This window comes from Nostoc sp. PA-18-2419 (assembly GCF_005869855.1).
GTDB lineage: Bacteria > Cyanobacteriota > Cyanobacteriia > Cyanobacteriales > Nostocaceae > Nostoc.
Map to the genome: position 1 here is coordinate 62,098 of NZ_SZNH01000029.1, position 18,989 is coordinate 81,086.

Below are 18,989 nucleotides of genomic sequence, written 5' to 3' on the forward strand. Positions count from 1 at the left end.
CAATATCTGCGAGTAGAAAGTGGGACTCAAGCGCCAACACTGTGCCTATTTTCAGCCTGTTCAACAGTTTCATTAAATACAATCAGTATTTGGTTGCCAACCTTCAGCCTGTATCGACTAAACTTTTTGGTCGATTTTGATGCTATTAACAAACAGTCTCGTGCTTTGTTCATCTTATAGTTTCTCCACAATCGAATGCAGATCAAGGATCAGATGATGTATTACTGAGAGCAGGAGGTGATATTTTTCTTGGGTTCTCCTTCGATTACAGATGCAACTAATCTTGCTCCTTTGGGTATCAAGCTCAAAGATTTTGCAATTCATGACCCAATTGTTGATTTTCTATTCTTATTGCAATGTTATGAGTTATGATTTATGAGTTTTATTCCTAACTTTTAATTCCTAACTTTTCACCTATACTGATCGTGAATCTACGCCGCCTGATTCCATTTTTTGATAATTCTGTCTCCAACTGGGCATTAGAAGCGCGGTTATTGCGCTGGTTAACATTCGTTTGGCTGTTCGTCGGCTTAATCATGCTATTTTCAGCATCCTATCCCGTCGCTGATGCCCGTCATAGTGATGGATTATACTACTTTAAGCGGCAACTACTTTGGGTATTAGTTGCCTTAATCGGATTCAATATTATTGTTAACTTGCCATTGCAGAAAATTTTGGGACAATCCCATTGGTTTTTGATGGTGTTTTTGACATTAATTTTCGTGACACTGATTCCAGGATTAGGAAAAAAGGCTTTTGATGCAGCGCGTTGGATAGCGATCGGGCCAATTCCCATTCAACCCTCAGAATTGATTAAACCATTTCTGGTGCTGCAAAGTGCGCGGCTTTTTGGTCAATGGGAACGAATTAGTTGGCGGATTCGCTGTGGTTGGCTGGTTATTTTCGGTTTGGTTCTTTTAGGAATTCTTGCCCAGCCTAACTTAAGTACAACAGCACTTTGCGGGATGACTATTTGGCTAATTGCTCTAGCAGCTGGGTTACCTTACAAGTACTTGGGAGGGACAGCAATTGGTGGAGTAATGTTAGCAGTACTCAGTATTAGCATCAAAGAGTATCAGCGCAAGCGGGTGATGTCGTTCTTGAATCCTTGGGCGGATGCGACAGGAGACGGTTACCAGTTGGTGCAAAGTTTATTAGCTGTGGGTTCTGGTAGAACTTGGGGAGCCGGATTTGGACTTTCCCAACAAAAGCTATTTTATTTACCAATTCAGGACACCGATTTTATTTTTGCTGTATTCGCCGAAGAATTTGGTTTTGCTGGCAGTATGGTGCTATTAGCACTTTTAGCAATATTTGCAACTTTGGGATTAGTCGTGGCGCTGAAGGCAAAAAATTCAGTCCATCGACTGGTAGCGATCGGTGTAACGGTTTTAATGGTTGGACAATCATTGCTGCACATTGGTGTTGCTACAGGTTCTTTACCAACTACTGGCTTACCGTTGCCGATGTTTAGTTATGGTGGAAATTCTATGATTGCCAGTTTGATAGCTGCTGGATTGCTGATTCGGGTAGCACGGGAAAGTAGCGAAGCTGAGGTAGTACCGTTGCGAAAACCTTTGTTGTCAAATGGGCAAAGACGCTGAGCTAGTCAGAATCCGCAATGTAGAATTGATGAATAATTCAGCCATCAAAGGATTTGAAGGAATTGAATAGATGATCGAAGACATAAAACAATAATTAGCTGCTCCAGCACAGACCTCGAAACAGAAATCTTCGCCAGGAAGACCAAGAACTATCCCAAACTGGGCAGAAAAAGCATTAGATAAAAGATTGCAATCACCATTTGGATTTAATGGTTATCAAGAAATTGTCGAGTGGCTAGAACAAAACTTGGGAGTCAATTCTTGCTACAAGACAGTTCACAAACTGGTTTATTACCGTTTGGAGTCATCGCCGAAAGTACCACGCCCCAAAAGTGTTGAACAATCACAACCACAAGTAGAGGCATTTAAAAAAACCTTGCACACAACTTAGTAATGCTGTCTTGGTTTTGCTTAACAGTTTTATGCACAACGAAAACGATTCGTTTTTGGTGCGAGGACGAAACTCGAATTGGATTGAAAACAATTACAGGACGTAAAATCACTTGCAAGGGTGTCAAACCTGTTGGTGTACACCAATGGCAGTTTAAAGCAACCTATTTGTATGGAATCATCGAGCCACTGACTGGCGAGAGCTTCTTTTGGGAGTTTTCACATCTTAATACTGATTGTTTTCAGATATTCCTCAATCTAATTTCTCAGCATTTTACTGATTCAGTACTAATTATTCAACTTGATAATGGTGCCTTTCATAAAGCCAAACGTCTCCAAGTACCAGATAATATCATTTTATTGTTTCAGCCTGCATACTCTCCTGAGTTAAACCCAATTGAGCAGGTTTGGCAATATATTAAGCGCCGACTGCGTTGGTTATTACCCAAAAAACTTGATGATTTACGTACTGCTCTCTACGCTGAAATTGGAAAATTAACCAAACAAATTATTGCATCTATTGCCCGAAGGCAATATATTTTAGAGGCGCTATCTGTAGCCAGCTTTTAGAGAATTGGTATAAATTTACCTCACGCAGAGACGCGAAGGCGCAGAGAGCAAGAGTTTGAGTATTGAGTTTTCAAATTTCATACTTCAATTCAGCAACCCTAAAAATTGGTGTTCTCTGGCAGCCGAAGTTTATAACAAGGCAAGACCGGGCTATCCTCAGGAGTTGATTGAGCAAGTTACAAAAGTTGCTCAACTCTTCACATTTGCCAAAAAGTGTAATCCATCAAATTTTGTGTCAGATTACCTTAGAGGTAGAGGTAAAGGGCTTTTAAATGGGTTACTGCGTGGAAGAGTAGGTTGAATTGGGCTTAGGGGAGGTATGGGAGTAGGCACTACTTTTTTAATAACTGTGATTGCAAATCCTCGCTGCTGGGGTTGCTGCTTCCCAGATATATCATTAACTTGCAATGCAATTTGAGGCGGGAAAGCTAAATTAACTGGAAGTTTGATTGAACCAACTGGTGCAACATCATTGCCGTATGGTTGAAGTTTTACCTGAATATTTTCTCCTTCTACTTTCCAGTTAAGAGTAGCAGTTGCTCCTTCATTGAGAACTACATTTGGTTGTTCGCTACCGTTGATTGTAAAAGAGACAATCTTAAATGGTTTCGCTAAAATTTCGATTTTAGATTCAGTATTTTTAGCATCAATTTTTTGACTTCCATTATTCGGAAAAGCTTTGATTTGAAAGGCAAATTTTCCAGCTTTAGATGCTGATAGAGGAATATTTTTACATTGGAGTTGTTGATTTTGTTGCGTGCATAATTTTTGCAGCTTTGAGTCGGTTATCTTACCTTGATTGAATTTATAAGTAATTGGTTCACCGTATAATGTACCATCATCTGCATTACCAGTAACTTGAACTTGCCCGAGTAATAAAGGACGGGCGATCGCCCAACTTAAAAGAATATTCTGACCTTTGGTATATTGGGTTTTATCTGCTTGAAAAGCAATCACTTGAGCAATTTGCTTCTCTGCCACTTCTACTTGAGTTGTTTGGGTTGTTACTTGCTCTTTGGGAGAAAATAACTGTATTCCATTACGATAAAATGCTTGTAACTCAAAAGTATAATTTCCTCTAGTTTTAACTCCAGTTTTGACATTGCTACAAATTAGTTCTTGTTTTTCTTGCACTTGACAAGGAGGTATTTCATCAGTATTTCCTTTACCTAACGACTGAGGAATACCATTTTTAAAGTCATAGGTAATCGGCTGAATCGGTTGTGAACCTTTGGTTGTTAAAACTAGCTTTTGTAACTGTTGATATTTGTGAATCTGCCATTTCAAAGCTACTTCATCTTCGTCTTCAGTGATTCGAGGGTTATTAGCACTAAAATTTTCTAATCTCAAAGGTTCCGGATTTAAGATTCGCCAAATTATAAATACTATTCCTCCCAATACACCCAAAATTGCTAAAAGTAACAGGAGAAATTGCCACCAAGGGCGAGGTTTCCATACCAAGGTTCCCTGAGGCAATGTGTTAGGTAAAGGTAAACTTTGTTGGTCTTTGATATCAACTCTAAAGTTGACAACTAGCCCTGTACCAAACCACGGTCGTCGCCACCAAGGTTTAGGTTTGACCATCAAATTGGCTATGGCATTTTTACTAGGTAATAATCTTACCTCGGTAGGGTCAAAAGTGTAAGTATACAGTTCTTCTTCATCTCGACTTTTTAAGCTCAACATCAGTTCGCGGACAATATTACCCTGATTAGCCAGTGATAATTCATACTTACCAAGACTACGGCTAACCTGTCCCAAAATCGTATTCAGTTCTATATCTAGGCGATAATTTGTGGGAATTTGGATGTATACCAAATCTAGTAGCACTAAATCTGGAGAGTTTTCCGAATACAAGCGGATTGTTGGAGAATAGCTGCCAGCCAGGGTATTTGCGGGTGGATGAAATTTTAATAATATTTGACTTTGAGTACTAGGGTTGAGTTCGAGTGCAGTTACGTCAGACACCAACCCTTGTCCCTCGAATCCAGTCTTGGGATAATTGATTGTAAACCAGTCATCGTCTAAATCTGGGCAACTCAACCGGAAACGATCTACCAAATAAGAGCGATTGTCAACTATCACCTCGACTTGCAAAGGTTCACTAAAATTAAAAACCAGCGGCTTGTTGGGATTAGTATTAGGTCTAATGGAAAATGTCGGGTCATTTAAGCGAATTGCGGTCTGTTCTTTGAGCAGAACTTTAATTTGATTTGGGAAAGTAATGGGAGTATTTTGGGGATAATGCTCAGGCGAGTCTACAACTAGGGTATAGTCATAGGTTCCTGGAAAAGCATCGGGGGCAATTTGAAATTCAAATACTACTTCATCGCTACTTTGCCCTGGAGCTAATGCTAAACTTTCTCTGGGAGAACTAGACCAGCCTGTTAAATTTTGAAAAACCTCATCAAAAACAAAATATAAGTCAATAACAGCACTTTGGTCTCCCTGATTGCTGACAACTACGTAGACAACAACGGTATCTCCCGGCATCCCAAATTGGATATCAGGAGGGTTGATATAAACTTGTAATGGATTGAATTTAGCTTGCATGTTATCGACTCCCTTATTTGATGCGGTGTAGTTTGACCTGAAAATCTTCACTACCACTCACAATCATGGTTCCTTGATTAGTTTTCAAGTCGATACTATTGATTTTTTTAGAGCTTTGGTAAATTGTTTTACCTTCTGCTGCCTTTGCTTTGTCAAGTTTATGGTCGGGGGTTAAGTACCAAACTACGACTCGCCCATCGTCGCCACCACTTACTAGCAGATTACCATCATCACTAAATGCTAGACTACGCACAGATGTTTTCGACGCCGACCATCGGTCTATTGTTGGGCAATTCAGTTCATTTACTTGTACCTGGGGATTAGGATTTTTGAGAGTTTGGCAGCGATTTAAATTCCAAATCGTAATGTATCCCGCAGAATCAGAAGTTGCGAGGATTTTTGCTGCCGAGTTAGGAACAAAAGCTAATGCCCAAATATAATCTTCACGCCCAACTCTTTCATCTAATTTTTCCAGATTTTGCACTGATAAACCTGGAAATTTTTTATTAGTTTGATTTGAATTCCACTGCCATAAGACGAAGCGCTTAAAGTTTCCAGCAATTACAACAGTTGTAGCATCTGGACTGAGAGTTAAGGCGCGGACTTGGAAACCTGATAGTTTCAATGTACTTTGGACATCGATCGCTTGCGGTTCTGGCAGGAAATTAGTGTTAGGCGCTGGTCTTGACCATAATCTCACTTTACCACTGCCATAACCACTAAATAAATTTAGTGAGTTGGGAGTGAAAGCTAAATCAAAAACGCGATCGCCTTTTGCTTTCGGGTCTTTAAGGTCTTGAAGTTCGCTAATTTTAGCACCTGAAGGTACATCCCTGAGTTCAATTACACCATTATCTAAACCAACGGCAACACGGTCGTTTTGTAATGGCATAAAGCGTAAGACTTCTACAGCGTCATCAGTAATCGCCATCAGACCTTTGGGCTGTTGCCGTTGCTCGCAAGCTACAGGCTGCCCATTATATGTTACTCTGTCATCCGGGTCTAAGCTATTAGCTCCGATACTCCAAAGTCTCAATGTGCAATCATCTGAACCACTGACAACAGACAAACCAATGCCACTGAAACGCACTGAGTTCACAGAACGCGTATGCATGACACCTCTGGGTTGCACTATCCATGCTATCAATGCCGCTAATAATGCGATCACTGCTAATTGTAACCACACAGGTATAATCGGTAAAACCTGAACTTCTAATGTCTGGGTGGCAGGGTCTGTACTACCTAAACGTTGGTCAGATAATTCCGATTTAGCCTCCAGCAACAATGTTTTGCCTATTCCCACCCAAGGGCGTTTTGTTTTAACATCGAGAATAACTTTAGTTGTCTGTCCTAAATTCAAATTGGCGGCTTCAGGAGACTTTTTAAAACTACATTTTCGTTCGTCTCTACCTTGAATTTGGACATCGAGTTGCTGATATAAGTTACTAGCATTTTTAAATAGCAATTCAAAGGAGGCTATATTAGATTTCCAGTCAGGTAACCATGCCGATTTACTGGGAATTTTTTGCTGTTTGTGTGTGGTGGTAAATTCGACAAAACCCACAGGTAAAACTTCAATATTGCCTTGGGTAGTAGTTGGGTAACCATTATTGCTAACAGCTTCAATCACAAAAGGATAGTTTTGACTGGGTGCTTGGACGACAGAAGGAGGCTGGCATTGGAATGTTGCTTCTGCTAAACCACCAGCATCTAGGGCTAATCGTCGTTCTGTACTATTAGTCAACCAAGAAGGATCGACGCCTGTGAAACGTAGCGTTACATTAGTCGGTTGTTGACTCAAGTTCCGCACTCGTACTGGTATATCTACAGAATTACGCGGATAAACTTGGAACTCTCGCACAGGTAATTCTAAACTTAATTGTGTTGGTCTATTGTCTCGCTCAATTTTTAGTCGCAGCACAAGTCTGCATTGTTGTGCTAGCTGTGGTGAAAAAACCTTTACCATCAAGTTAACAGTGCCGACAAATCCGACTATCGGCGTATTAAATATCAACACTTGGAATATCGTACTACTGCCTGGTGGCTTAGCTGCTGCCACTTCCGGTTGAAGTTTATACCAAACATATCCTGAGTTGCGGGTTTCTCCAGCGGCGGTAATTTCTAGCTGAAAATTCACAAAGCGATCGCTGTCATTATTGACAGTTACCTCAAACGAAGCAGGAGTATCACCTGGACGAAAGGTTAGATTCTCAGTCGAAAGGCTGGCATTAATAACACTTTTTTCCATCTTATTTATTATTTATAATAATTATTTATATTTTGCCTGATTAACAGTATTAGAAAATTAATATTTGCGAAAAATTACTATAAATCTTTTTGGCTTAAATTATTGCAGTTTCTATATTAAGATATTTTATGTATAAAATTTATCAACATAAATATTGAAAGAAATATTAAGCAATATATTTATTAATTAATATTTAGTATTATTTTCTATAAATTAAAAACTAGGTTTTTGAGAGACGAAACGATATTTTCGAGTTTCACCTGGAAAAAGCCTGATTTTTGACAAACTATGATAAATATGAATTGGCTAACCTACTAAAATTATCTAGATTTGCTGCTTTACAAAATCAGCAACTTGCTAGATGATACCAATGAAGGAAAAATTCCTAGTGAATAATAGTTTGTCTTAGTTCTTGATTTAGTTGTTGGTAGTTGTGTGAAAACCCTGTAATCACGATGCTGGAGTCAGTTTGAGTTTTCCTCATAACCTTAACTTAAAATAACTAAATGATAACGCTACACACATCACGCCCTCAAGTAAATCCAAGAATTTCCACCTCTGATAACTATAGTTTAGTCTTCATAGATATGGGGATTGAAGACTATAGGAGTTTAGTCAAAGGAGTGCTAGATAACACCAAAGTGTTTGTACTTGACCAGACACAAAACGGTGTTGAACAAATTACCAAAATTTTGGCGAATTGCGATCGCTCAAACATCACCGACATTCATCTAGTCTCTCACGGTGCGCCTGGTTGTTTGCAACTAGGCAACACTCATTTAGGACTCGATACTCTCAAGCAATATAGCCAACAACTGCAACAGTGGCAGCAGATATTATCCACAAAAAACTTACTCCTGTACGGTTGCAACGTCGCTTTTGGTAATGCGGGGGTAGAATTTTTAGAAAAACTGCACCAACTCACGGGTGCAAATATTGCCGCTTCTAGTCAGCCAATTGGCAATGCAGCATTAGGTGGTAACTGGGAGTTGTCAGTCCGCACTGCACAGATGGATGTAAATTTAGCATTTACAGAAAACACATGGCAAGCTTACGCCGGAGTACTGGCAACGTTTACGGTGAATAGTACCGGCGACGCAGATGACGGCAATGCGAATAACGGTATCACTACTTTACGTGAGGCAATTAAGTTAGCCAATGCGACTGCTGGAAATGATACCATTACCTTCGGCGGTGTGTTCGCCGATGCCACTCCAGATACCATCACTCTTACCTCTGGACAACTGACAATCACTGATGATATCACCATCTTGGGAACTGGGGCATCTAAGTTGACAATCAGTGGCAATCATGCTTCTAGAATATTTGAGATATCGGGAATAGGAACAGATGCCACCATTGATGGTTTAAAAATTGTTAATGGTAATAGTAGTTTTGGTAGCGGTATTTTGGTCGATGCTAATACCATCCTTAGCCTGACTAACAGTAATGTCTCAGGTAACACAGCAACTAATGGAGGCGGTGGTATTAATAACGACCAAGGCATCCTCAAGCTGACCAATACTAATATCTCTGGCAATACGGCAAACTCCGGTGGTGGTATCGACAACTCAGGTATCCTCAGTCTCACTAAAAGCAGCGTCTTTGGGAACACGGCGACCTCCGACGGCGGTGGTATTGAGAGTTCAGTGTATGGCGACGAGAGTGACCGTATCACGCTTACTGATAGCACTGTCTCTGGTAATACAGCAAACAACGGTGGTGGCATTTCTAGCTCAGGTGATTTAAAGCTGACCAATAGCACTGTCTCTAACAATACAGCGAACAACGGCGGCGGTATTTATAACGGAACAGATTTTTATTCTTTCAAAATCGGTACAGCTACCCTGACTAACAGTACTGTCTCTGGTAATCAAGCCTTGGAAGATGGTGGTGGGATTTATAACTTTAGCAACCTTAGCCTGATCAACAGCACGATCGCCAACAACATAGCTGACTCGAACAGCGATAGCGTTGGTAACGGTGGTGGCGTTTTCAATAATGAGGATGCTTTTGATGGTAACGCACTTACCGTTGTGGGTAACACCATTATTGCAAGTAACTTCGATAAATCTACGTCCAGCGACATCAACCCGGACGTTTCCGGTAGCAATTTCAGCGATTTAGGTAATAACCTGATTGGTAATAAGACTGGTAGCACTGGTTTTACCACCAGCACCTTAGTGGGCACCAGCGCCAGCCCGATTAACCCAAAACTCGGGCAGCTGCAAAATAACGGTGGTGCAACTTTAACTTATGCCTTACTGACAGGTAGTCCTGCCATTAACGCTGGTAATAATTCCCTAGCATCTAGTGTCACCACAGACCAAAGAGGTGCTGGATTTAACCGAATATCTGGGAATACAGTTGATATTGGTGCTTATGAAGTCCAGTCCACTAGCCCACCACCTGTGAATACTGACACAGTGGTGACTAATACCAATGATTCTGGAAAAGGGTCGTTGCGACAAGCGATTCTCAATGCCAATGCGACTGCTGGGGCAAATACGATTACCTTTGCAGGCAGCGTGTTCGCCGATGGCGTCCCAGATGTTATCACCCTTACCTCTGGGCAACTGGCGATTACTGACGATCTAACCATTGTCGGAACTGGAGCATCGAAGCTGACCATCAGCGGTAATAATGCCTCCGGTGTATTTGAGATAACAGGGACAGGGACAGATGTCAGTATTGACGGCTTGAAGATTGCCAATGCTGATAATGTCATATATGGCAGTATTTTGCTCAATAGCAATGCCAGCCTCAACTTGACTAACAGTACTGTCTTGGACAGTCAGGGAGCAGTCGGAGGCATTTTTAACAGAGGCAATCTCAGCCTGACCAATACCACTGTTTCTGGTAATCAGGGGTCATTATTAGGTGGTGGTATATTTAACACCGGTACTCTTAGCCTGACTAACAGTACTATCTCTAATAATACTGCGAATACCTCCTACATTTCTACTTATGGTGGCGGTATATTTAATACAGGTACTCTGAAGATAACTAACAGCACTATCTCTAATAATAGTATTGATGCTAGGGGTCTTGAACGGGGAGGCCCTGCCCCCATCAATACCTATGGTGGCGGCATTTATAACTCCGGCACTGCCGATATAACTAACAGCACTGTCTTTGGCAATTTCTCAAACTACAACGGCGGTGGCATATTTAACACAGGCACTCTCACCCTTACGAATGACACCATTACTAATAATAAGGCAGATGCTATTTTTGAGAATGGCAACGGTGGGGGTGTTTTCAATGACTCTAAAGGCACTGTGGTTGTTGGAAACACCATCGTTGCGGGTAATTCTGCGGTTAATGCACCGGATTCTCCAGACGTTTTTGGCAGCTTCACCGATGCTGGTAATAACCTGATTGGCAATAATACTGGTAGCACAGGCTTTACCACCAGCACTTTAGTGGGCACTAGCAGCAACCCCATTGATCCTAAACTTGGGCAACTGCAAGATAACGGTGGCCCAACCTTGACTCAAGATTTACTTACAGGTAGTCCTGCGATTAACGCTGGTAATAATGCCCTAATTCCTGCTGGTGTCACCACTGACCAACGTGGTTCTGGATTTAACCGCATATCTGGTGGGAAAGTTGATATTGGTGCTGATGAACTCCAGTCTGACGGTCTTAACCTCACAGGAACAAGTGGCGCTGATATCCTAGTGGGCAGCAACTCCCCGGACAAAATTAACGGTAAAGCTGGCAACGATACCATCACAGCCAAAAAAGGCAACGACACCCTAACTGGTGGCGGTGGCAAAGATAAATTTGTCTATAACTTGCGCGACCAGACTGATACTATCACCGATTTTGGTGGGGTGGGTAAAGGCACAAATCCCTCAGCAGCAGTCATTGCAGAAGTGGATACCATCAAATTCCAAGGTGCTGGCTTAACTGCCCAAAATCTGCTGCTTACCCAGAATGGCACAAGTTTGGAAATCACTTTTGAAGGAGTGAGTGACACAAAAGTCATCCTCGAAAAATTCAAATTAGAAGATTTGGAGAACCTAAAAGCTTCTGGTACAACACCAGCCATTGGTAATATTTTGTTTGATGGACAAACTAGCATCACCGATAGCTTTAATGTCCTTGATGCCAACTCCACTGATACAAGCATCGGTATCAACAACACTGTAACTTTCCTCAATGACCTTGCTAACAACATTACAGGTTTAGATAACTCAAATGATGTGGTTAATGGTCAGGGGGGTAACGATAAAATTGATGGCAAGAGTGGCAACGACTTGCTGCGGGGTGGTACCGGCAATGACACGCTCATTGGTGGTACGGGAAATGATATCCTCGTTGGAGGTGCTGGTAACGACAGCCTCACTGGTGGTAGCGGTAATGACCAGTTTGTCTATCAAGCCTTAAGTGACAAGGGCACTACTGGCGATAAAATCACTGATTTTAATCAAAACCAGGATAAGTTGGTTTTAACTGACCTATTCAAGAGTCTAGGCTACAATGGTGGCTTTCCTACTTATGATGGCTATCTACAGTTTGTGCAATCGGGTACTTCTACCCAAGTTCAGGTTGATGCCAACGGTGGTGGTGACAGTTTCAGCACCTTGGTAACTTTGAATAATTTCACCGCTAGCAATTTGATACTTGGTACTAATGTTATCGTCTAGCGCTCAAATCTAATTATTAAAGGTGCGTTATTAACGCACCTTTCTTGATTGATTATATCAAGTATTAATTAAGCAAACTTTGCTCATTGCTTGACTTTTTAGAGGATTGCCATTGAGTATATATAAACGTTACTACTGCTAAAGTCAGTCCAATCGCTAAGATGACTCCCAAGATTCGCAAGAAATTGGGAGTAGTTCCCGTAGATGACTGCTCATTTGACCTTGGTTGGTATATAGTGTCATCAGTTCGCACTTGTGCCCTGCTTTGATGAGATGCAGGTCGCGGTTGGTACAACGTCTTATCTAGTGATGCTTCTGGCCTGCCTTGATTGGATATAGGTCGCGGCTGGTACAGCGTCTTATCTGTTGGTACTTGTACTCCGCCTTGATTGGATGTGGGTCGTGGTTGATATAATGTCTTATCTGATGGTACTTGTACTCCGCCTTGATTGGATGTGGGTCGTGGCTGATACAAAGTTTTATCTGTTGGTACTTGCGGTGTACCTGGATTAGATGTCCGTCGCGGTTGAAACAAAGTCGCATCCGGTTTGCTAGGGTTAGGATTATTCACAGGACTCTGTTGAGGATTGTTAGTCTCAGGTTGATTTTGCTCGACTGGGTTGAATGGTCTAGGAACAGTTTCGTGATTTGAACCTTGATTGTACCCAGATGAAAGCGAAGGAATAGTTACTTGAGGTTGATTTTGCTCGACTGGGTTAAATGGTCTAGGAACGGTTTCATGATTTGAACCCTGATTATAGGCATCTGGAGGACGAAGAATCGTGTCGTCGCTCGATTGTCGAGGAATAGTTTCGTGATTTGAACCCTGATTATAGGCATCTGGAGGACGAAGAATCGTGTCGTCGCTCGATTGTCTGGGAACGGTTTCGTGATTTGAACTCTGATTAGAAGCAGCTGGAGGGCGAAGAATCGTCTCGTCGTTCGATTGTCTGGGAACGGTTTCGTGATTTGAACTTTGATTGGAGAAAGGTTGTGGCTGCACAGCAGCCTGTCTAGGTAGACTATTAGTGCCGGTGACAAATTTTGCAGCAGCTTGCAAAGCGCGATCAAGTTCTTCTACCGTGGCAAATCGGTTAGCTGGGTTCTTGTGGAGGCATTTCATCACCACAGCTTCCAATTGTTCAGGTAAATTCTCACAGCCTGGTTGCTCGCGCAGTGGTTTTGGTGGCTCATACGCATGAGCTAATACCCAGGAAGCCTCACTGATCTGATTACCCTTAATGCTAATCCCAAATGGATCGGCTGCACTCAGCATTTCATAAAGGATAATCCCTAAGCTGTAAATATCACCCCTAGCATCCAGGTTTTTATCACTTTGGATTTGTTCCGGAGGTGCGTAACGAAATGTGCCAATGAATGTACTCGTGATATTTGTAATGTTGGTATTTTCCGAAGATTCACCACGGATTTTGGCAACACCAAAATCTAAAACCTTTACCCACTCTCCCAAATCTGTAGGCACTAAAAATATATTATCTGGTTTCAGATCGCGGTGAATTACCTGAATATGCTCAGTGGTTTTTCCTCCATCACGTTGCAGAGTCACTCCTTGATGGGCAAGCTCTAGACCCTTGCAAACTTGCGCCATAATTTTTACAGTCCGCTCCACAGACAGGCGCTTTTCACGCAGCAATAATTGTCTGAGGGTTTGTCCCCGTAAATATTCCATGACGTAAAATGGAAAGCCTTCTGGAGTGACTCCACAATCACTAATTTTCACAATGTGGTCACTTTGCAAGGCGGCACAAACTGCTACCTCACGCTCAAAACGCTTTCTCATTTCTTGCGAAGCCACCAGCGTATCTTTGAGCAACTTCAAGGCTACATGCTGACCTACACGCGTGTCCATTGCCAGGAAAACTTCTCCCATGCCACCTTTGCCTAACCGTCGGTCTAAACGATACCGCTGGTTATCACCGACGAAGCGGCCATTCCAAGAATCTGAAGAAGGTGGGGATTTCATCTGGGGGAACCCATCCTAGTTATTTTAAAGTGTTAAGTTTAATCAGAGATAGTACTAGTGTTACGTAATAATTCAGAAGTCAAAACCAAGGTCTTTTGGCTTGGCTCCCGATTTCTTACAGTATTACAAATTTTTTGCTTGTTTGATTGTTTCTTATGTAAAGTCTTAGTAATTTATATTACTTATACTTATCTAGTTACACTCAGCTTAGCATATTAGCAACTTAAAGTAATGCTAATAATTTGATAGAATGCTTAAAATTAAGACCTATGATGGTTGAAATTGGTTCCTGATAAGTATTGAGCTAGAAACTGTAAATTGGCAATTAAAAACTTAGAGATTAGGATTGAGTACTGAGAATTTAGGTTAATATCAAGCAACTAAGCATTTAATATACCTACTCATTAGTAAGTTTTGTATGCCAAGCAGCTAGTCTGCCCTACAGAATATTTAAAGTTTTGCAAAATATATTCTGTGAATGTGTCCTGGCGTACATGATTAATATGTGCTATTGCCATGAGGAACGAGGATGAGTAACGTACTCTCTATAGCCGCCGTGACAGCAGTACTAAAAGTTTTGCTAGAAAACGGTTTAGTCAGCGATCCGATCGCTGCTAGTGTTGGTGATGTGATTGTAACTGCCCTACCGCCTGATCGAATTTCAGTTGAAGCTGATGAGCGCGCTCAACTCAACCTCTTTCTCTATCAAGTGACGCAGAATCGCAATGTCGATTGGGTATCTCAGGAATTTCGCAGCAGGCACTCACGTCTACATGGAAATTCGCGCTCAACGACTCCACCACTTGCTCTCGACCTCCACTATTTATTAACAGCCTACGGAGCCAAGGATTTTCAGACAGAGTTGCTACTAGGCTACGCAATGCATTTATTACATAAAACTTCATTGATTACAGCGGATATTATTGAGAATACTTTAATCAATGCGTCTACAACCAATACCTCAAGTGCTTTTTCGCAAGCTGTGGCTGGGGTGTCTGTATCTGATTTAGCACAAGCAATTGGGCAAATCAAACTCACCCCGGAGTTTTTTAACATGGAAGAAACTTCTAAGTTATGGTCTGCTTTACAAACGCACTATCGACCTTCAGCTACCTACCTGGCATCAATGATATTGATTGAGAGTAGTAAATCTGATGAGCTTGAAGGCTTCTACATGATGCCCTTGTCTCAACCGAATATTGAACAAGTGATGGCTTTAGCAAAAACTGAATATGAGCAAATGATTGTTGCTGGCGCAACATTAATCATTCGTGGGAAGCGGTTACGCGGTGATATCACTAGAATTCGATTGGGTAACGCAGAGAAGTTACTAGTACCTCAAGATGTGAAAGAAACACAAATCAGCTTGTTAGTCCCAGCAGATTTGTATCCCAGCGTGCAGAGTATCCAAGTGGTACATTTGACGATAGGCAACCCAGGACAAACGGAGCATATAGTGGAATCAAATGTTGCAACTTTTGTTCTACACCCAACAATTACGGCATTTGTTGGTCAAGTAGAAAATAGTGGTAACAATTTATGCTCAGCAGAAATTACCGTCAAATTCCATCCCCAAGTCGGCAAGGGACAGCGCGTAGTTTTGCTGCTTAGCGATGTCTCAGCCCAAAGTCTAGTAGCTTACTCTTTGTTAGTTGAACCACGCGCTGAAGATACTGATGCAATTACGATTCCGATTAAAAATGTCAAACCTGGAACTTATATTGTGCGCGTGCGGGTAGACGGAGCAGAAAGTCCATTGCACAAAAATCAGTCAGGAGAATATGATTCGCCACAGGTGACAATTTCATGAATGCTACAACCACTGATTGGGATCGGGCAAACTACCGCTACTTATCAGCAGCCCTAGCCGTAGTGCGTGGAATTTTAGAAAATCATACTGTCAGTTTGCAAAATCAATCTCAAGCAAAAAACAACGAAAATCTACAGCAAGCCCTCCAAGAAGCTGCTGCTGCAATGCCTGCACCATCGGCATTGGATAGAGTCTGCAAAATGTTTAAGCTTTCATCCTTCGAGAGCGATTTGTTGCTGTTGTGTGCAGGTATGGAATTGAATGGAGATTTTGCCAAATTATGTGCTAGTGTCCACGGCGAACCACAGCGAGCTTACCCAACATTAAGTTTAGCTTTAGCAACTTTACCTCACGTCCACTGGGATGCGATCGCCCCCAATGCTTCTTTACGTCGCTGGCGGTTAATTCAAATTGGTGATGGTCATGCCCTAACCCTCAGTCCCCTGAGAATTGACGAGCGGATTTTGCATTATCTCACAGGTATTCAATACCTTGACGATCGCTTAGCTGGCATCATTGAACCATTACAAGAAGTTAGCGAGTTAGTACCGTCCCACCAAGAGTTAGCAGACCGAGTCGCCACTGTGTGGTCGCAAGCTCAGAAGATAAATAGCTTGCCAATTGTACAGTTATGTGGCAATGAAACTATTAGCAAACGCGCCATTGCCGCCAGAATTTGTCAACTGGGGGGTTTGAGTTTGTGGGTAATGCCTGCACAAGTTATTCCCCAAGCACCGAGCGAGTTGGATAATCTCATGCGGTTATGGACTCGTGAGACAATTTTAAGTAGGTGTGCCTTACTCTTAGATTGCAACGAACTAGATAGCAATGATACAGCGCGGCTGAATGCGATCGCTCATTTCATCGAACGCGCCAACGGTTTTTTAATTATCACCAGCCGGGAACGAATGCGCCTACCACAACGCCTGGTAGTTAGTTTTGATGTACATCAACCAACAATCAAAGAACAAGGTGTAGTTTGGCAAGATGCACTAACAGCGATCGCACCGCAAATGAACGGGCAAGTCAAAACCTTGATAGATCAGTTTAACTTAAGTGCCGCAACTATTCGCGCCGCTTGTGCAGAAGCCGCAGGACAACTAGCACAAACACCAGAAACCGATATTACTGAGATTTTATGGGATGCTTGTCGCGTCCAAGCACGTCCGCGCTTGGATGAACTCGCGCAACGAATTGAGCCATCTGGTGATTGGGACGACTTGATATTACCAGAACCACAAAAACAAATTCTGCGTGAAATTGCGGCACACGTGCGGCAGCGCAGTACTGTATATAACAATTGGGGTTTTGCTGGCAAAGGTGGGCGAGGATTGGGAATCAGCGCCTTATTTGCAGGAGGTAGCGGCACAGGTAAAACCTTGGGCGCAGAAGTACTGGCACATAGATTGCGCTTGGATCTGTATCGGATTGACTTGTCATCAGTAGTTAGTAAATACATTGGGGAGACTGAAAAGAATCTACGGCGGGTGTTTGATGCCGCCGAACAAGGTGGAGTGATTTTATTATTTGATGAAGCTGACGCTTTGTTTGGTAAACGCAGTGAAGTCAAAGATGCACGCGATCGCTATGCCAATATTGAAGTCAGCTACTTATTGCAACGAATGGAAAGCTACCCAGGTTTAGCAGTTTTGACTACTAACTTAAAGAGTGCAATTGATACAGCTTTCCTACGACGTATTCGTTTCGTGGTGCAGTTCCCCTTCCCCGATACAGCGCAACGAGCCGAGATTTGGCGACGCGTCTTTCCAGCTAACACACCAACCGCAGACTTAGATGCCTTGCAACTGGCGCGGCTAAATGTAGCTGGCGGTAATATTCGTAATATAGCCTTAAATGCAGCTTTTCTAGCTGCCGATGCCGGGGAACCAGTGCAGATGAAACACATATTGCGGGCTGCTCAGACAGAATATACCAAATTAGAGAAGCCTTTGACTGACGCCGAAATTGGCGGATGGATATGATTTTATAACAATTTTCATTTGTCATTGGTCTCTCAATATCCAATGCTTCATACCATTTTCACAAAAATCTTCGCACATATAAATTTTCCGTAGGGGCGCACAGCTATGCGCCTCTACCAAGGTATTTCTATAAACCGCTATCTCATTTTTGCTCAAATAATCGTCATTACGGATGATTTGCCGGACATCATAATTAAAGTCCTTTTAAATCCATTAAAGTACTGTTGGTAATTTCTCAAATTAATTCAATCGACTCCCCTAATTTTACCCGATCGCTCTCTATATTCATAAACACAAGGGCACAGAACATTGCCCGAAACAAACATCAAAACAAGGAAAAAACAATGAAAACTCTAGAAGCTACTCAACCTAAGACAATGAAGAAATTTGTAATTCGTGAAGTGGAAACACTCAGAACAACCAGAGCAGCGGCTTATGTTTGTTGGATATGCAGTAATTGCTGGTAATTTCTCAAATTAATTCAATCGGCTCCCCTAATTTTACCCGATTGCTCTCTATATTCATAAACACAAGGGCATAGAACATTGCCCGAAACAAACATCAAAACAAGGAAAAAACAATGAAAACTCTAGAAGCTACTCAACCTAAGACAATGAAGAAATTTGTAATTCGTGAAGTGGAAACACTCAGAACAACCAGAGCAGCGGCTTATGTTTGTTGGATATGCAGTAATTGCTGGTAACTTCTCAAATTAATTCAATCGGCTCCCCTGATTTTACCCGATTGCTCTCTATATTCATAAACACAAGGGCACAGAACATTGCCCGAAACAAACATCAAAACAAGGAAAAAACAATGAAAACTCTAGAAGCTACTCAACCTAAGACAATGAAGAAATTTGTRATTCGTGAAGTGGAAACACTCAGAACAACCAGAGCAGCGGCTTATGTTTGTTGGATATGCAGTAATTGCTGGTAAYTTCTCAAATTAATTCAATTACTTCCCTARTTTTACCYGATYGYTCTCTATATTCRTAAACAYAAGGGYASMRAAYATTGCCCSAAACAAACATYAAAMSAARGAAAAAAYMATGAAAACTSTAGAAGCTACTCAACCTAAGACAATGAAGAAATTTGTGATTCGTGAAGTGGAAACACTCAGAACAACCAGAGCAGCGGCTTATGTTTGTTGGATATGYAGTAATTGCTGGTAATTTCTCAAATTAATTCAAT

General features: G+C 41.8%; 12 protein-coding genes. 9 read left to right on the plus strand and 3 right to left on the minus strand.

Features of this window, described 5'->3' with window-relative positions; translation table 11 throughout:
• Positions 1 to 237 precede the first annotated feature (237 nt).
• The 4 genes from FCR06_RS33800 (at position 238) to FCR06_RS24125 (ending at position 2,564) form a co-directional block, all read left to right on the plus strand.
• On the plus strand, positions 238 to 372 hold the full coding sequence (locus FCR06_RS33800) for a hypothetical protein (RefSeq protein WP_223280263.1): 135 nt from the start codon (positions 238 to 240) through the stop codon (positions 370 to 372).
• A 53-nt stretch (positions 373 to 425) separates the two neighbouring features.
• Positions 426 to 1,604, plus strand: a complete 1,179-nt coding sequence (locus FCR06_RS24120) for an FtsW/RodA/SpoVE family cell cycle protein (RefSeq protein ID WP_138504249.1) — start codon at positions 426 to 428, stop codon at positions 1,602 to 1,604.
• A 187-nt stretch (positions 1,605 to 1,791) separates the two neighbouring features.
• Positions 1,792 to 1,995 (plus strand): winged helix-turn-helix domain-containing protein, encoded by a 204-nt coding sequence (locus FCR06_RS33805; RefSeq protein ID WP_223280264.1) that lies wholly within the window; start codon positions 1,792 to 1,794, stop codon positions 1,993 to 1,995.
• Between the two features lie 2 nt (positions 1,996 to 1,997).
• Positions 1,998 to 2,564, plus strand: a complete 567-nt coding sequence (locus tag FCR06_RS24125) for an IS630 family transposase (protein WP_223280265.1) — start codon at positions 1,998 to 2,000, stop codon at positions 2,562 to 2,564.
• A 240-nt stretch (positions 2,565 to 2,804) separates the two neighbouring features.
• Here the strand turns inward: FCR06_RS24125 and FCR06_RS24135 are convergent, their stop codons facing one another.
• Both FCR06_RS24135 and FCR06_RS24140 read right to left on the minus strand, forming a co-directional pair.
• Positions 2,805 to 5,117: a hypothetical protein gene (locus tag FCR06_RS24135; RefSeq protein ID WP_138504251.1), complete on the minus strand. Its 2,313-nt coding sequence runs from the start codon at positions 5,115 to 5,117 to the stop codon at positions 2,805 to 2,807.
• Between the two features lie 13 nt (positions 5,118 to 5,130).
• Positions 5,131 to 7,365: a hypothetical protein gene (locus tag FCR06_RS24140; RefSeq protein WP_138504253.1), complete on the minus strand. Its 2,235-nt coding sequence runs from the start codon at positions 7,363 to 7,365 to the stop codon at positions 5,131 to 5,133.
• A gap of 506 nt (positions 7,366 to 7,871) precedes the next feature.
• Here FCR06_RS24140 and FCR06_RS24145 point away from each other — a divergent pair.
• Positions 7,872 to 12,020, plus strand: coding sequence for a DUF4347 domain-containing protein (locus FCR06_RS24145; RefSeq protein ID WP_138504255.1), 4,149 nt, complete (start codon positions 7,872 to 7,874; stop codon positions 12,018 to 12,020).
• Between the two features lie 64 nt (positions 12,021 to 12,084).
• On the opposite strand, the gene FCR06_RS24150 is transcribed toward FCR06_RS24145, so the two are convergent.
• Complete coding sequence (locus tag FCR06_RS24150; RefSeq protein WP_138504257.1) at positions 12,085 to 14,004, minus strand: serine/threonine-protein kinase; 1,920 nt, start codon at positions 14,002 to 14,004, stop codon at positions 12,085 to 12,087.
• Between the two features lie 529 nt (positions 14,005 to 14,533).
• Between FCR06_RS24150 and FCR06_RS24155 the strand changes: the two genes are divergently transcribed.
• From FCR06_RS24155 to FCR06_RS34400, 4 genes are all read left to right on the plus strand, one after another.
• A complete protein-coding gene (locus FCR06_RS24155) occupies positions 14,534 to 15,814 on the plus strand; it encodes a DUF4255 domain-containing protein (protein WP_138504259.1) in 1,281 nt (426 codons plus the stop codon).
• Complete coding sequence (locus FCR06_RS24160; protein ID WP_138504261.1) at positions 15,811 to 17,796, plus strand: ATP-binding protein; 1,986 nt, start codon at positions 15,811 to 15,813, stop codon at positions 17,794 to 17,796. Before FCR06_RS24155 ends, FCR06_RS24160 begins: the two co-directional genes overlap by 4 nt.
• Before the next feature lie 344 nt (positions 17,797 to 18,140).
• Positions 18,141 to 18,263 (plus strand): hypothetical protein, encoded by a 123-nt coding sequence (locus tag FCR06_RS34395; protein WP_262984708.1) that lies wholly within the window; start codon positions 18,141 to 18,143, stop codon positions 18,261 to 18,263.
• A gap of 113 nt (positions 18,264 to 18,376) precedes the next feature.
• Positions 18,377 to 18,499: a hypothetical protein gene (locus FCR06_RS34400; protein WP_262984708.1), complete on the plus strand. Its 123-nt coding sequence runs from the start codon at positions 18,377 to 18,379 to the stop codon at positions 18,497 to 18,499.
• Positions 18,500 to 18,989: the final 490 nt, after the last annotated feature.

Excerpts from the sequence above, each read along its gene's own strand:
- FCR06_RS24125 (WP_223280265.1), top strand. The coding sequence starts at position 1,998 with ATGCTGTCTTGGTTTTGCTTAACAGTTTTATGCACAACGAAAACGATT.
- FCR06_RS24135 (WP_138504251.1), bottom strand. The coding sequence starts at position 5,117 with ATGCAAGCTAAATTCAATCCATTACAAGTTTATATCAACCCTCCTGAT.
- FCR06_RS24140 (WP_138504253.1), bottom strand. The coding sequence starts at position 7,365 with ATGGAAAAAAGTGTTATTAATGCCAGCCTTTCGACTGAGAATCTAACC.
- FCR06_RS24145 (WP_138504255.1), top strand. The coding sequence starts at position 7,872 with ATGATAACGCTACACACATCACGCCCTCAAGTAAATCCAAGAATTTCC.
- FCR06_RS24150 (WP_138504257.1), bottom strand. The coding sequence starts at position 14,004 with ATGAAATCCCCACCTTCTTCAGATTCTTGGAATGGCCGCTTCGTCGGT.
- FCR06_RS24155 (WP_138504259.1), top strand. The coding sequence starts at position 14,534 with ATGAGTAACGTACTCTCTATAGCCGCCGTGACAGCAGTACTAAAAGTT.
- FCR06_RS24160 (WP_138504261.1), top strand. The coding sequence starts at position 15,811 with ATGAATGCTACAACCACTGATTGGGATCGGGCAAACTACCGCTACTTA.
- FCR06_RS34395 (WP_262984708.1), top strand. The coding sequence starts at position 18,141 with ATGAAAACTCTAGAAGCTACTCAACCTAAGACAATGAAGAAATTTGTA.
- FCR06_RS34400 (WP_262984708.1), top strand. The coding sequence starts at position 18,377 with ATGAAAACTCTAGAAGCTACTCAACCTAAGACAATGAAGAAATTTGTA.